This is a genomic window from Rubellimicrobium aerolatum (assembly GCF_017872975.1).
GTDB lineage: Bacteria > Pseudomonadota > Alphaproteobacteria > Rhodobacterales > Rhodobacteraceae > Rubellimicrobium > Rubellimicrobium aerolatum.
In genome coordinates, this window is record NZ_JAGGJP010000033.1 from 1 (window position 1) to 12,559 (window position 12,559).

The 12,559-nt window shown below is 72.2% G+C and carries 16 protein-coding genes and 1 tRNA gene; 3 read left to right on the forward strand and 14 right to left on the reverse strand.

Going from position 1 to position 12,559, the window contains the following annotated elements:
- Positions 1–220: 220 nt before the first annotated feature.
- The gene (gene ybgC / locus J2Z33_RS17465; RefSeq protein WP_377110470.1) at positions 221–670 is read right to left on the reverse strand and encodes a tol-pal system-associated acyl-CoA thioesterase; all 450 of its coding nucleotides are present in this window, start codon (positions 668–670) and stop codon (positions 221–223) included.
- A 411-nt stretch (positions 671–1,081) separates the two neighbouring features.
- On the opposite strand from ybgC, the gene J2Z33_RS17470 reads away from it, so the two are divergent.
- A complete protein-coding gene (locus J2Z33_RS17470) occupies positions 1,082–1,255 on the forward strand; it encodes a hypothetical protein (protein WP_209843438.1) in 174 nt (57 codons plus the stop codon).
- Here the strand turns inward: J2Z33_RS17470 and ruvB are convergent.
- The 13 genes from ruvB to murA form a co-directional block, all read right to left on the reverse strand.
- On the reverse strand, positions 1,217–2,233 hold the full coding sequence (gene ruvB / locus J2Z33_RS17475; RefSeq protein ID WP_209843440.1) for a Holliday junction branch migration DNA helicase RuvB: 1,017 nt from the start codon (positions 2,231–2,233) through the stop codon (positions 1,217–1,219). The two genes, J2Z33_RS17470 and ruvB, sit on opposite strands and share 39 nt — an antisense overlap.
- A gap of 45 nt (positions 2,234–2,278) precedes the next feature.
- On the reverse strand, positions 2,279–2,980 hold the full coding sequence (ruvA, locus tag J2Z33_RS17480; RefSeq protein ID WP_209843441.1) for a Holliday junction branch migration protein RuvA: 702 nt from the start codon (positions 2,978–2,980) through the stop codon (positions 2,279–2,281).
- Positions 2,977–3,552: a crossover junction endodeoxyribonuclease RuvC gene (gene ruvC, locus J2Z33_RS17485; protein ID WP_209843443.1), complete on the reverse strand. Its 576-nt coding sequence runs from the start codon at positions 3,550–3,552 to the stop codon at positions 2,977–2,979. The genes ruvA and ruvC overlap by 4 nt, the downstream gene beginning before the upstream one ends.
- Before the next feature lie 351 nt (positions 3,553–3,903).
- Positions 3,904–4,776: a 50S ribosomal protein L11 methyltransferase gene (locus tag J2Z33_RS17490; RefSeq protein ID WP_209843446.1), complete on the reverse strand. Its 873-nt coding sequence runs from the start codon at positions 4,774–4,776 to the stop codon at positions 3,904–3,906.
- A 91-nt stretch (positions 4,777–4,867) separates the two neighbouring features.
- Complete coding sequence (yacG, locus tag J2Z33_RS17495; RefSeq protein ID WP_209843448.1) at positions 4,868–5,041, reverse strand: DNA gyrase inhibitor YacG; 174 nt, start codon at positions 5,039–5,041, stop codon at positions 4,868–4,870.
- Positions 5,041–6,066 carry a ribonuclease E/G gene (locus J2Z33_RS17500; RefSeq protein ID WP_209843450.1) on the reverse strand — a complete coding sequence of 342 codons (1,026 nt, stop codon included), beginning with the start codon at positions 6,064–6,066 and terminating at the stop codon, positions 5,041–5,043. Before J2Z33_RS17500 ends, yacG begins: the two co-directional genes overlap by 1 nt.
- On the reverse strand, positions 6,063–6,662 hold the full coding sequence (locus J2Z33_RS17505; RefSeq protein ID WP_209843453.1) for a Maf family protein: 600 nt from the start codon (positions 6,660–6,662) through the stop codon (positions 6,063–6,065). The genes J2Z33_RS17500 and J2Z33_RS17505 overlap by 4 nt, the downstream gene beginning before the upstream one ends.
- Positions 6,663–6,684: 22 nt before the next feature.
- On the reverse strand, positions 6,685–6,903 hold the full coding sequence (gene infA / locus J2Z33_RS17510) for a translation initiation factor IF-1 (protein WP_209843455.1): 219 nt from the start codon (positions 6,901–6,903) through the stop codon (positions 6,685–6,687).
- Between the two features lie 123 nt (positions 6,904–7,026).
- A complete protein-coding gene (locus J2Z33_RS17515; protein ID WP_342454226.1) occupies positions 7,027–7,536 on the reverse strand; it encodes an arsenate-mycothiol transferase ArsC in 510 nt (169 codons plus the stop codon).
- 3 nt (positions 7,537–7,539) lie between these two features.
- Entirely contained in the window at positions 7,540–8,019 is a 480-nt protein-coding gene (locus J2Z33_RS17520; protein WP_209843458.1) for a UPF0262 family protein, read from the reverse strand.
- Positions 8,016–9,317 carry a histidinol dehydrogenase gene (gene hisD, locus J2Z33_RS17525; RefSeq protein ID WP_209843460.1) on the reverse strand — a complete coding sequence of 434 codons (1,302 nt, stop codon included), beginning with the start codon at positions 9,315–9,317 and terminating at the stop codon, positions 8,016–8,018. The genes J2Z33_RS17520 and hisD overlap by 4 nt, the downstream gene beginning before the upstream one ends.
- Positions 9,318–9,515: 198 nt before the next feature.
- Positions 9,516–9,986, reverse strand: coding sequence for a DUF2948 family protein (locus J2Z33_RS17530; RefSeq protein ID WP_209843462.1), 471 nt, complete (start codon positions 9,984–9,986; stop codon positions 9,516–9,518).
- Positions 9,983–11,248 carry a UDP-N-acetylglucosamine 1-carboxyvinyltransferase gene (gene murA, locus J2Z33_RS17535; protein WP_209843463.1) on the reverse strand — a complete coding sequence of 422 codons (1,266 nt, stop codon included), beginning with the start codon at positions 11,246–11,248 and terminating at the stop codon, positions 9,983–9,985. The genes J2Z33_RS17530 and murA overlap by 4 nt, the downstream gene beginning before the upstream one ends.
- 332 nt (positions 11,249–11,580) lie before the next feature.
- On the opposite strand from murA, the gene J2Z33_RS17540 reads away from it, so the two are divergent.
- A tRNA-Thr gene (locus J2Z33_RS17540) sits at positions 11,581–11,655 on the forward strand.
- Positions 11,656–11,734: 79 nt separating this feature from the next.
- Positions 11,735–12,544: a DUF6538 domain-containing protein gene (locus tag J2Z33_RS17545; protein WP_209843465.1), complete on the forward strand. Its 810-nt coding sequence runs from the start codon at positions 11,735–11,737 to the stop codon at positions 12,542–12,544.
- The last annotated feature ends 15 nt before the right edge of the window (positions 12,545–12,559 follow it).

A 12,559-nucleotide genomic window follows, 5' to 3' on the forward strand; every position in this document is an offset into this window, starting at 1 on the left:
CCGAAGCCCCCACCAGCCCCAGCATGATGAGCTTCACCCCCCAGGTCGCATGCGCGAACAACCCCCACATGCCATAGTCGGTCGCTGGTTCCATGCCCGTGCCTCTGCCGCCTGTGCGCCATTCGAGGGCGCGCTTGGGCGCTGGGGATAACTCAGCCCGGCGAAAGATGCCAACCCGATCGACGCATTCCCCGGCGATTGTGGCCGGGGGGCTGCGCCCTCAGCCCGCCCCGCCCGCGCCAAGCCCGCGCAGGGCCAGGGGAATCCGCCGGGGCCGCCCGCCCTCGTCCATCGCCACCAGCACCACGCGCGCGCGGAACAGCGCCCGCCCGCCGCGCCGCACCTCCTGCCAGAGCGTCACCCGCGCGCCCGAGGCGGCCTCCACCCCGGTCGCCACCTCCAGCAGGTCGTCGAATCGGGCCGGGGCCAGATAGTCGGCCTCCACCCGCCGCACCGCGAAGACCGTCCCCGCCTCGGCCCGCAGCCGCCCCTGGTCGATCCCCGCCGCCCGCGCCCATTCGGTGCGCCCCCGTTCGATGAAGCGCAGGTAGTTGGCGTAATAGACCACCCCCGCGAGGTCGGTGTCCTCGTAATAGACCCGGACCGGCAGGAGATGGACCGCCCCCCCGGGCAGCGGAGCGTCGTCGGGCGGGGGCATGGGCTCGGTCATGGCCGAAGCTCAAGCCGCCCCGCCCGTCCCCGTCAAGGTCAGGCCACGCCCGCCGCCCCGCTCCCGCCCCCGTTGGCCCGCCCTCGCCGGGTCATGCCCACCGGACCATCCCCATCGGACCGGACCCGCGCGACCCCACCACCAACCAGGCGGCTCCCCTGGGACCACCCCGCCGGGCGTCTCCCGTCACGCCGCGATGATTCGCACCCTCGCGCGCCTGCGATGCCGTCAGGGTCCGTTAACCACGATCCACCTCGAAACGTCGCAACCTTTTGGCAAGACAGGCTTTCCCGCCCCCGCCACCCCGCGCAACACCCACCGACCGTTGCTGTCGGACACGGTTAACCCGGCCTTGGCACTCTGGCCCCACGTCAACCCGCGCCCCCGGCGCACAACCACGGAGCCCAAGCCATGCCGACCGCCCTGCCCGAGCCCTTCGTCGTCCGCCCCGGCCGCATCCGCCGCGCTGCCCGCCGCATGGCCGAGGAGCGCCGCGCCGCCACCCGCGCCGCCCTCGCCCGCCTGCGCGAGGACGCCCGCTTCGGCTCAGCCGAAGAGGTCCGCCTGTCCCTTCGGCGGCTCTAGCCCCAGATGCCGGAACGCCGCCTGCGTCAGCATACGCCCGCGCGGGGTCCTCTGGATGAGGCCCTGTTGCAGGAGGTAGGGCTCGATCACCTCCTCGATGGCGTCGCGCGCCTCCGACAGCGCGGCGGACAGCGTCTCCACGCCCACCGGCCCGCCCAGGTAGCTCCGGGCGATCAGGGACAGGTAACGCCGGTCCGCGCCATCGAGGCCCAGGTCGTCCACGCCCAGGCGGTTCAGCGCCCGGTCGGCGATGGCGCGCGTCACGCGCCCGTCGCCCTCGACCAGCGCGAAGTCCACCACGCGGCGCAAGAGCCGCCCGGCGATTCGCGGCGTCCCCCGCGACCTGTGCGCGATCTCGCGCGCGCCCTCCGGCTCGGCGGGCGCGCCGAGCAGCTTGGCGTTGCGGATGACGATCTCGTAAAGCTCATCGACGGTGTAGAACTCCAGCCGCGTCGGGATGCCGAAGCGGTCGCGCAGCGGCGTCGTCAGCAGCCCCAGCCGCGTCGTCGCGCCGACCAGCGTGAAGGGCTGCAACTCGATCCGCACGGTCCGCGCCGCCGGCCCCTCCCCGATCACGAGGTCGAGCTGGAAGTCCTCCAAGGCCGGATACAGCACCTCCTCGACGACCGGGCTCAGCCGGTGGATCTCGTCGATGAACAGCACGTCCCGCGCCTCAAGGTTCGTCAGGATCGCCGCGAGGTCGCCCGCCTTGGCCAGCACCGGCCCGGAGGTCATGCGGAACCCCACCCCCAGCTCGCGCGACATGATCTGCGCCAGCGTGGTCTTGCCCAGGCCCGGCGGCCCGTAGAACAGCGTGTGGTCCATCGCCTCGCCGCGCATCTTGGCCGATTCGATGAACACGCGCAGGTTGGCCCGCGCCTCGTGCTGCCCGATGAACTCGGACAGCATCTGCGGGCGCAGAGCCTTGTCGCTCATGTCCTCGGGCTGCGGGTCGGGGCGGAGAAGGGGATCGCTCATGGCACCAACCTAATCGTTCGCGTTCCGTTCTTCCAGAGCCCGGCGCTACTCCCTGGGCGCAAGAAGCCGCAGCGCCGCGCGGATCAGCTCGGCCGTCGCCGCGCCGGGATTGGCCTCGGCCGCCTGCGCGACAGCCTGCACCGCCTCGCCGGGGGCATACCCGAGGTTCCCCAGCGCCGACATCGCGTCGGCCTGCGCCACCGCGCCCCCATCGGGCTCGCGCCGACGGGCGGCCCGCTTCGTGGGCGCGGCCTCGGCGGGGGTCTCGATGACCTCGGCCTCGTCGGGCTCCAGCTCGTGCGTGGTGGCGGTCGTCGTGCCGATCAGCCCGGCCATGGCCATGACCACCGGGGCCTTCTCGCGCAGCTCGTTCACCACCCGCTGCGCGGTGCGCGGCCCCACGCCCTTGGCCCGCGCCAGCGTGGCCCAGTCGCCCAGCGCGATGGCGCGGCCCAGCGCGTCCGGCCCCAGCGCGCTCAGCAGCGCCAGCGACACCTTGGCCCCCACCCCCTGCACGGTCAGGAGAAGCCGGTGCCACTCCTTCTCGACCAGCGTCGGGAATCCGAACAGGGTCCAGCCGTCCTCGCGCACCTGCAGCTCGGTGAACAGCGCCACCGCCTCCCCGTTCCGGGGCAGGCCCGCCAGGACGCGCTCGGACACATGGACGAGGTAGCCCACCCCGCGCACGTCGATCAGCACGTGGTCCTGCGCCCGGTAGACCAGCCGTCCCGCCACCCGGCCGATCATCGCCCCGCCTCCCGCAGGGCGCGGGCGACGGCCGCGCTCGCCGCGCGGGCGCGCTGCTCGACGGCGCGGTCCTCGGCCTTGGCGATGGCGGCGGTCAGATGCGTGGAGGATTGCAGATGATGGGCGTGGCAGATCGCGACGGCCAAGGCGTCGGCCGCGTCCGGCCCGGCGAGGTCCACCCCCGGCAGGTGCAGCCGCACCATGTGGTCGATCTGCGCCTTGGCGGCGTGGCCCACGCCCACGACCGCCTTCTTGACGGCGTTGGGCGCGTATTCCCCGATCCGCAGCCCGTATTGCGCGGGCACGAGCAGCGCGATGGCCCGCGCCTGCCCGAGCTTGAGCGTGCCGCTCGCGTCCTTGTTGACGAAGGTCTGCTCGACCGCGGCCTCGTCGGGCATCTGGGCGGACACGACGGCGCGCATCTGGTCGTAGAGCCGCAGGAGGCGGCTGGCGAGGTCGCCCTGCCCCGAATGCACGACGCCGTTCGCCACGTGGCGGATGCGGACGCCCTCGACCTCGATGACGCCCCAGCCCATGTTCTGGAGGCCCGGATCGATCCCCATCACGCGCATCGCCGTCCTCGCCGTTGGTGCCGCCTCATCGGCGGCCTAGCACAAAGGGCGAACTCGAACCAGCCGACCGGCGCGAAGGCCCCGGCCTGCGGCCCCTTCGCCACGCCCGGCATGAAAAGGGCGGCCGGACCGGCGGACCGTCCCGAAGGACGACCCATCCCGCCCGGCCGCCCCGTCCCCAGGACCAAGCCGCCGTCTTTTTGTTATGATGGGCGGCCTCCCGCTGCTCGGTGGCGCCTGTCGTTCAGGGTGCAAGGGATCGTTAACAGGTGTTGCCGATCCGTTACCCGCGCATTGACCGCCCAATATGGCGAAAGAACGGCGGCTTTCCGGCGTCTTTGGCGTCGCGGATCAGGCGCGTCCCAGGACCAGCGTGGCCCAGTCGCCGATCTCCTCGCGGTCGATCTCCCGCAGGCCCACGGCGGCATAGGCTGCCGCGACCTCGGCCGCCTGCTCGCGCAGGAGGCCGGACAGGATCACCCGCGCCGGGGGACTGGCGGCGGCGGCCATGTCCGGGGCCAGCCCGATCAGCGGCCCCTTGAGGATGTTGGCGAGGATCAGGTCGAAGGGCACGCCCTCGCGGAACGCCGGCGCGTCGAGCCCCGCCGCCTCCACGCAGGCGATGCGGCCACCCAGGCCGTTCGCCTCCAGGTTGGCGAGGGCCGTCTCCACGGCCACGGGGTCGATGTCGCCGGCGACGACCGGCGCCGCCTCGGGCCAGGCTCGCGCCGCCCCCATCGCAAGGACGGCGGTCCCCGCTCCCACGTCCGCCACGTTCCTCGGCCGGAAGCCCTGCGCCTCCAGCCGGTCGATGGCGCGCAGGCAACCGACGGTGGTGGCGTGGTGCCCGGTGCCGAAAGCCATGGCCGCCTCGATCAGCAGCGGCACGCGCCCCTCGGGCACCTTGTCCGCATCGTGCGAGCCATACAGGAAGAAGCGCCCCGCCTCGACGGGCGGCAGGTCGCGCCGCACCTTGGCGACCCAGTCCACGTCTGGCACCTCGGACACCGTCCAGGCCCGCGCCCCATGCACGGCGGCGAGGAGGTCGAGCACGATTCCATCGGGCTCCTCCTCGAAATGCGCGCCGACCTCGTAAAGGCCCGAGCCGTCCTCGATCTCGAAATGCCCCACGGCGAAGGGCGCGGGGTCCAGCTCCTCCACGGCCTCGGCCAGGGCCTGCGCCGAGGCGAGCCCGGTGGTGGCGGTGATCGCGGAATACATCATGGCACGGCCCTCCTGCTGGAGGAGGGGACTAGGCACGGGCCGGGGCCGGGTCAATCGCCCATGACCCCGGACGCAAGCGATTCCGCGGGCCTCAGCCGTCCCGCTGCTCGCCCTGCGGGTCGGGCACTTCCTCTTCCTCCGACACCGTGCCGGGGATCACGTAGTCGCCCCGCAGCCACCGCGCGAGGTCTATGTCCGCGCAACGCGCCGAGCAGAACGGACGGAACTTGGCCTCGGCCGGCTTTCCGCAGATCGGGCAAGCCATCAGGCGTCCCCCAGCAGGTGGGCGAGCGGGATGCGCTCGCGCTTGCGCGACAGCTCGAACAGCCCCATCGCGGTCCATCCAACCAGCGAGGTCTCGATGGGGTCGGACCGGAACGAGTCGCGGATCGACTGCTCCAGCGGCTTGCGGTGCGCCTTGGACATCCCCGCGAAGTCCACCACGACCTGCCCGCCCAGGCCCCGCAGCCGGAGCTGGCGCGGCAGGGCGCGGGCGGCCGCCATGTTGGCCTTGAGCGCGGCGGCGGGCGATGTGTCGCCGCCGGTGTTCACGTCCACGGCCACCAGGGCGCGCGTCGTCTCCACGACCATCGTCCCCTCGCCCAGGTCCACCACCGGACGGCGCAGCGCGTCGATCTGGTCGAGCACGCCTTCCCGCGCGAAGCCGCCGGGCTTGGTCACGACCATCGGCGCGTCCCACTCCCTCCAGGCGAGGAGATGCGGGCCGTCGCCGTCGGTGAGCTTCTCGGGCTGGCCCACAGCATCCGCCAGCACCTTCTCGGCGAGGTCGCGCATCGCCGCGATGTCCTCGGCCACCTCGTCCTCCGCCGCGCCCTCGCAGGCGGAGCGCAGGATCAGGCCGTTCGGCCCTTCCTCCATCGTCTCATGCGCGAGGGCCAGCAGCCGCTCCCGCTCCTCGTCCGAGCGGATCTGGCGCGAGACGTTGATCCCGGGCGCGCCGGGGGTCACGATGGCAAAGCGCGACTTGAACAGGAGCCGGTCGGTGACGGGAACGGCCTTGCCGCCCTCGGCCACGCCCGTCACCTGCACGAGCATGGTCTCCCCGGACTTGAGCCCGGTCGCATTCCGCAGCCAGGCGGTCCCGTCCGGCAGGCGGAGCATCATGCCGCCCTGCCCCTTCATCCCCCGGTCGGTCACGGCGCGGTAGATGGCGCCGGGGCGGGGCGCGGCGTCCTCGTCGATCAGGAGGTCGTCGAGCCGCCCGTCCACGAGCAGCGCCGCCGCCTCGCGTCCGTTCAGGTGGTCGAGGACGATGGTCCGCCCCTTCATCGCAGTCCTCCGACAAGGCCCGCCGCCGTGAGCAGGCCCAGGGTTTCGGTCAGGGGCAACCCCACGACCCCGGTGAACGAGCCGTTGATCCAGGGGATCAACGCCCCGAACGGCCCCTGGATCGCATACGAGCCCGCCTTGCCGCGCCAGTCGCCGGTGGCAAGATACGCCGCGATCTCGCCGGGGCTCAGGGACTTGACGGCGACGGTCGTCGTCACCGCCCGCTCCCAGACCCTGGCCCCGCGCCGCACCGCCACGGCGGTGATGACGCGGTGCCGCCGGCCCGACAGGAGCGACAGCATCCGCCGGGCGTCGTCCTCGTCCCCGGGCTTGCCGAGGATGCGGCGGCCCAGCGCGACGGTGGTGTCGGCGCAGAGCACGACCTCGCCTTCCGCCGCCGGGATCGCGGCGATCTTGTCGCGCGCGATGCGGCGGACGTATTCGGCGGGCAGCTCCGCCTTGCGGGGGGACTCGTCGATCTCGGGCGGCCGGACGGCGTGCGGGACGATCCCCGCCTGCGCGAGCAGGTCGAGCCGCCGGGGCGAGGCCGAGCCGAGGACCAGGCGCAGCGCGGGGTCCGGGGCTTGCGCCGTCATCGCTCCCTCCCCGAGGAGGGCATCACTTGAAGCGGTAATTGATCCGCCCCTTGCTGAGGTCGTAGGGGGTCATCTCGACCTGAACCTTGTCGCCGGCGAGCACGCGGATGCGGTTCTTCCGCATCTTCCCTGCCGTATGCGCGATGATCTCGTGGCCGTTCTCCAGCTCGACCCGGAACGTCGCATTCGGCAGGAGCTCCTTCACGACGCCAGGAAATTCGAGCAGTTCTTCCTTGGCCATGGGATCTCCAAATGGAATCGGGCCGCAGAACAGGGCGGCCCGGGGCCTAGATGGCCCCGCGCGGGCGCTTTTTCAAGCGGCAATCGACAGGGGCTCAGCGCATGGGCCCCGGTCCGGGTTCCCTCACCGGGGCGGCGCCCAATCGCCGCGCGGCGGCCCGAAGCGGTCCAGGAGCCGCCCCAGGATCATGTCCCGCGTCTTGCGGTAGGACTCGAGCCGCGCCTCGCGCCCCTCCCCCAGCCCCGTCGGGTCGAGGATCGGCCAGTATTCGATGTTGATGGCGCTCGCCCGGGTGAGGTCGAGCGCGCGGTGCTGGCTCGCCGGGGTGAGCGCCACCACGAGGTCGAAGGACGACAGGTCGTCGCCCCAGTCCCGCATGTCGTCGAAGCTGCGGGCGCGGTGGCGCGACAGCTCGACGCCGATCTCGTGGCAGACGGCGATGGCGAAGCCGTCGATCTCCAGGTCGCCCTTCACGCCCGCCGACTGCACGTAGCAGTCGGTGCCGTAGAGCCGCTTCATCATCCCCTCGGCCATGGGCGAGCGGACGGCGTTGTGGTCGCAGCAGAACAGGACGGATTGCGGCAAGGCGTCCGGGGCGCCCCCCGGCGCGGCCCTGGCGATCTCCCCCTCCACCCCTCAGCCTCCCAACTGGAGCACGCAGATCAGCGTGAAAAGCCGGCGCGCCGTGTCCTGATCGAGCTCGGCCTTCCCCGCGAGGCGCTCCTGCAACACCCGCGCGCCCTCATTGTGGATGCCCCGGCGGGCCATGTCGATGGTCTCGATCTGCGACGGCGGCAAGGTGCGGACAGCGTCGTAGTAGCTCTGGCAGATCTGGGAATAGTCCTTCACCACCTGCCGGAACGGGCCCATGGACATGTGGAACTCGCCCGCCGGCTCGCCGGACTCGGCGGTCACCGCGAAGACGAGGCGACGCTCGCGGACCGAGAGGTTGAGCCGCCAGGGCCCCGTCGTCCCCCGGTCGGGATGCGGCGGCAGGGCGAAGCGGTTCTCCTCCAGCAGGTCCACGATGGCGACGCGGCGCTCCTGCGCCATCTCGGGCGTGGGCGCGGGCAGGCCCGTGTCGTCGATCTCGATGGCGACGAGGCGGTCGGTCATCCGTTCAGCCGGTCCAGCCGGACGCGGACGGACAGGCCATGAGCCTCCAGCCGCTCCGCCCGGGCCAGGATCTCGGCCGAGGGACCGAGCGCGCGCAGCGCCTCGGGCGTCATCCGCGACAGGGTGGTGCGCTTGAGGAAGTCCATCACCGACAGCCCCGAGGAGAACCGCGCCGTCCGCGCCGTGGGCAGCACGTGGTTCGGCCCGCCGATGTAATCGCCGATGGCCTCGGGCGTCCAGGGGCCGAGGAAGATCGCGCCCGCGTGGCTGATCCGGGCGGCCAGCGCCTCGGGATCGGCGACCAGCAGCTCCAGGTGCTCGGCCGCGATGCGGTCGGCGAGGGCCGCGGCCTCGTCCATCGAGCGGACGACGATGACCGCGCCGAAGTCGCGCCAGCTCGTCCCGGCGATGGCGGCGCGCGGCAGCGTCTCCAGATGCCGTTCGACGGCCCGCGCGACGGCCTGGCCGAAGGCGGGATCGTCGGTGACGAGGATCGCCTGCGCGCTCTCGTCGTGCTCGGCCTGGCTCAGGAGGTCGAGCGCCACGAAGTCCGGGTCGTTGTCGCGGTCGGCGATGACGAGGATCTCGCTCGGTCCCGCGATCATGTCGATGCCGACCTTGCCGAAGACGCGCCGCTTGGCCGCCGCCACATAGGCGTTGCCGGGTCCGGTGACCTTGTCCACGGGCCGGACGCTCTCGGTCCCGTAGGCCAGCGCGGCGATGGCCTGGGCGCCGCCCAGGCGGAACACCTCGTCCACGCCGGCGATCCGGCAGGCCAGCAGGACCAGCGGGTTCGCCACCCCGTCCGGCGTCGGCACGGTGACGGCGAGCCGCCGCACCCCCGCCACCTTGGCCGGGATCGCGTTCATCAGCACCGAGGACGGATAGGAGGCGAGGCCGCCGGGCACGTAGAGCCCCGCCGCCGTCACCGGGGTCCACCGCCAGCCCAGCGTCGCGCCGATCTCGTCGGCCCACATCTCGTCGCGCGGCATCTGCCGGGCGTGATAGGCGCGGATGCGTCCGGCCGCCAGCTCCAGCGCCGCGCGCTCCGCATCGGGCACTTGCGCGCAAAGGCCCTCGATCTCCGCCTCGGAGAAGCGCAGGCGGTCGGGCGAGAGGGTCACGCGGTCGAATCGCGCGGTCAGATCGACCAGCGCCGCGTCGCCGCGGGCGCGCACCTCGGCGATGATGGCCGCGACGGCGGCGTCCACGTCCGGGCTGTCCTCGCGCTTCTGCGACAGGAGATGCGCGAAGGCCGCCTCGAAGCCGGGATCGGAGGTGGACAGGAACTGCGGCATGACGGGCCTCCTTGGGTCGGCCCTGCCTTAGCGAGCCGGGACGCCGCCTTCAATCGAGGCGGCCCTTCTCTGGCCCCGAATATCCCGGGGGCCGAGGCGCGCCCGGTGGACCATGCGGGGCCTGGTCCTCAACGCCGAAGGCCCGGCTCCGCCCGGGGCCGGGCAGGACGCCGCGGCGCGCGACGGGGGCAGGAGCCCCTACTCGGGATGCGACGGCGCGCGGCGCGACGGCGCGAGATAGGGCAGGGTCACGTCCTGGAGCAGCACCTCCAGCGCCTCGACCTCCACGGCGATCAGGCCATCCCCGGCGAGCGTCACGAGGACACGGCCCGCCCCGTCCTCGCCCGGCTCCCAGGCCAGCGTCAGGATGGACAGGACGGTATCCCTGTCGCGCGGATCGACCCCCTGCGCCCGCACCGCCGTGACGTTCTCGAAGACCAGCAGCGCGCGCACCCGCTCGGGCGTCCGCGTCCGGCCTTCCCAGCGGAAGCGGTTGACCAGGGCGGCGAAGCGGCGGTGCTGCCGCAGCCAGCCCGCGTCGCCCACGGCCACCACCGCGTCCTGCACCAGCGCCGACACGATCCGGAGATCCTCGTCGTCCAGGGCGCGCAGCCGCAGGGCCCCCCCGTCGGCGTCGGCGAAGCGGGCGTCCTGCGGGGCCTCGGTCATGCGGCGATCCTCTCGATGTTCGCGCCCACGGCGCGGAGCTTCTCCTCGACATGCTCGTAGCCGCGATCGAGGTGGTAGACGCGGCTCACCACCGTCTCGCCCTCGGCCCCGAGCCCCGCGAGGATCAGCGACACCGACGCCCGCAGGTCCGTCGCCATAACGGGGGCGCCGCGCAGGCGTTCCACGCCGGTGACCCGCGCGGTGCCTCCCGCGAGCTCGATCCGCGCGCCCATCCGCATCAGCTCGGGCGCGTGCATGAAGCGGTTCTCGAAGATCCGCTCCTCCAGCACGCTGGTCCCCTCGGCGGTGCAGAGCATCGCCATCATCTGCGCCTGGAGGTCGGTGGGAAAGCCTGGGAAGGGCTCGGTCACCACGTCCACCGCCCGGGCGCGGCCGTTGGCGCGGCGGACCTTCAGGCCGATCGGCGTTTCCTCGGTCTCCAGCCCGGCGGCGTGCAGCTTCTCGACGAAGGCCGACACCAGATCGATCCGCCCGCCCAGGCACTCCACCTCGCCCCCCGTGAAGGCCGGGGCGAGCATGTAGGTGCCGAGCTCGATCCGGTCGGCGACGACGGCGTGGGTCGCCCCGTGCAGCCGGTCCACGCCCTGGATGACGATGGTCGCCGTCCCCTCCCCCTCGATCTGCGCGCCCATCTTGCGAAGGCACTGCGCGAGATCGACGATCTCGGGCTCGCGCGCGGCGTTCTCGATGACGGTGGTCCCCTTGGCCAGCGTCGCCGCCATCAGCACGTTCTCGGTCGCGCCGACGGAGGCGAAGCGCAGCGGCACCCGCGCGCCCCTCAGCCCGCCCGGCGCGGTCGCGTGCAGGTAGCCGTCGCGCAGGTCGATCCGCGCGCCCAGACGCTCCAGGGCGTCGACGTGGATGTCCATGGGCCGCGCCCCGATGGCGCAGCCGCCCGGCAGCGACACCACCGCCTGCCCCTCCCGCGCCAGCAGCGGCCCGAGCACGAGGTTCGACGCGCGCATCTTGCGGACGATGTCGTAGTCGGCCCGCGTGGAGGTCAGCCCGTGCGACGAGGCCGCCAGCACCTTCCCCCCCGCCAGCGCCGAGACCTCGGCCCCCAGCGATTGCAGCAGCAGGGACATGGTGCGGATGTCCGACAGGCGCGGCGCGTTGGTGAGCGTGAGGGGCTCCTCGCTCAGGAGCGTCGCGGGCATGAGCGCGAGGCAGGCGTTCTTGGCCCCGGCGATGGGGATCTGGCCCGAAAGCTCGGCCCCGCCGCGGACGATGATCGAATCCATTCCGTTCAGTCTTCCCTGGATGGCGCGGGCGGGGGATCGCCCGGAAGGTCGGAGGACGGGCCGGCGCCCCCGGCGGGACCCGAAACGGACGCCCCGTCCCGGGTCGCGGCGCGGGTCTCGTCGGGAGCCGCATCGACCGCGCGGTCGCGCGCCTTGCGCCGGGCGAGGTTGCGCCGGAGCGCGGCCCCGAGGCGCGCGTCGCGGTCGTTCGTCCGGAGGATGCGGGGCGGCCGGTCCGTCATGGCGCGGTCATAAGGCTCCCCTTTCCTCGCGTCCAGCCGCGCGAAACCCCCTTGCGCTCGCCATCCATGTCGCTAGAAGCCCCCGCAGTCGCTGCGGTAGCTCAGTGGTAGAGCACACCCTTGGTAAGGGTGAGGTCGAGAGTTCAATCCTCTCTCGCAGCACCATGTCTTCCCCTTGATCTTGCTGAGAAACCCTGTGTAAGCAGGGGTCCGAGCCGTCCACTGATACACAGGACGGGTTCACATGGGACTCAGGATGGCGACTCCTTGGAAGCACCCGACGACCGGGGCCTACTACCTCAGGGAACGTGTTCCCACCGACCTGATTGCGACCGTGAAGGGTCGTAAGGTCGTGCTGACCGTGGATGGACAAGCCAAGTCCGTGACTCTTGGAGAGACGGTCAAGGTTTCCCTGGGAACCAAGGAGCCTAAGCGGGCCGTGGTGCTGTATCGGGAGACCTCTGCCGTTGTTCAGGAGCTATGGACCCAAGCCCGCCAGGAGGTCGCTACAGGGCCGGTGAGACTGACAGGCAAGCAGGTCCAGGCGTTGTCTGGACTCTACTACAGAGGGCTTGTGTCGGCCCATGAGGAAGACCCCGGATCGGCTGACCAGTGGGAGACCCTGAGCGGCGTAGCGGAGGAGCTTACCGACGCCCCGCGCCAAGCCCAAGAGAACGCGTTGGGTGAGGAGGCTGACCGTCTCCTTCAGCAGGCGGGACTTAGCGCCGACACTCCTAGCCGCCTGCGGCTGCTTGAGGAGATGGACCACGCTGCAAGGAAGGCGTCGGACCTCCTATGGATGCGGTCTAAGGGAGACTACTCCCCCGACCCGAACGCCAGCCGCTACCCTGAGCTTCCGCCTACCGCAGAGACACACGCCCCCCGCGACGGGGAGACGGTCACTCTGACCGACCTCTTCGACCTGAGCTGCTACCCGAGTCTGGACCACCCGGCTGGCCTCTCCCGGGGGGTCTTGAGCTGCTACCCGAGTCTGGACCACCCGGCTGGCCTCTCCCGGGGGGTCTGCCGATCAGGGCGGGCCATGAGCCGCTGACCGATCTGTGAGCTC

Bases quoted from the DNA above. Each gene is read 5' to 3' on its own strand.
- ruvB (WP_209843440.1), bottom strand. From the start codon at position 2,233: ATGAGCGATCCCCTTCTCCGCCCCGACCCGCAGCCCGAGGACATGAGC.
- J2Z33_RS17520 (WP_209843458.1), bottom strand. From the start codon at position 8,019: ATGACCGACCGCCTCGTCGCCATCGAGATCGACGACACGGGCCTGCCC.
- J2Z33_RS17530 (WP_209843462.1), bottom strand. From the start codon at position 9,986: ATGACCGAGGCCCCGCAGGACGCCCGCTTCGCCGACGCCGACGGGGGG.
- infA (WP_209843455.1), bottom strand. From the start codon at position 6,903: ATGGCCAAGGAAGAACTGCTCGAATTTCCTGGCGTCGTGAAGGAGCTC.
- J2Z33_RS17490 (WP_209843446.1), bottom strand. From the start codon at position 4,776: ATGATGTATTCCGCGATCACCGCCACCACCGGGCTCGCCTCGGCGCAG.
- murA (WP_209843463.1), bottom strand. From the start codon at position 11,248: ATGGATTCGATCATCGTCCGCGGCGGGGCCGAGCTTTCGGGCCAGATC.
- J2Z33_RS17505 (WP_209843453.1), bottom strand. From the start codon at position 6,662: ATGACGGCGCAAGCCCCGGACCCCGCGCTGCGCCTGGTCCTCGGCTCG.
- hisD (WP_209843460.1), bottom strand. From the start codon at position 9,317: ATGCCGCAGTTCCTGTCCACCTCCGATCCCGGCTTCGAGGCGGCCTTC.
- J2Z33_RS17545 (WP_209843465.1), top strand. From the start codon at position 11,735: ATGGGACTCAGGATGGCGACTCCTTGGAAGCACCCGACGACCGGGGCC.
- ybgC (WP_377110470.1), bottom strand. From the start codon at position 670: ATGACCGAGCCCATGCCCCCGCCCGACGACGCTCCGCTGCCCGGGGGG.
- J2Z33_RS17500 (WP_209843450.1), bottom strand. From the start codon at position 6,066: ATGAAGGGGCGGACCATCGTCCTCGACCACCTGAACGGACGCGAGGCG.
- yacG (WP_209843448.1), bottom strand. From the start codon at position 5,041: ATGGCTTGCCCGATCTGCGGAAAGCCGGCCGAGGCCAAGTTCCGTCCG.
- ruvA (WP_209843441.1), bottom strand. From the start codon at position 2,980: ATGATCGGCCGGGTGGCGGGACGGCTGGTCTACCGGGCGCAGGACCAC.
- ruvC (WP_209843443.1), bottom strand. From the start codon at position 3,552: ATGCGCGTGATGGGGATCGATCCGGGCCTCCAGAACATGGGCTGGGGC.
- J2Z33_RS17470 (WP_209843438.1), top strand. From the start codon at position 1,082: ATGCCGACCGCCCTGCCCGAGCCCTTCGTCGTCCGCCCCGGCCGCATC.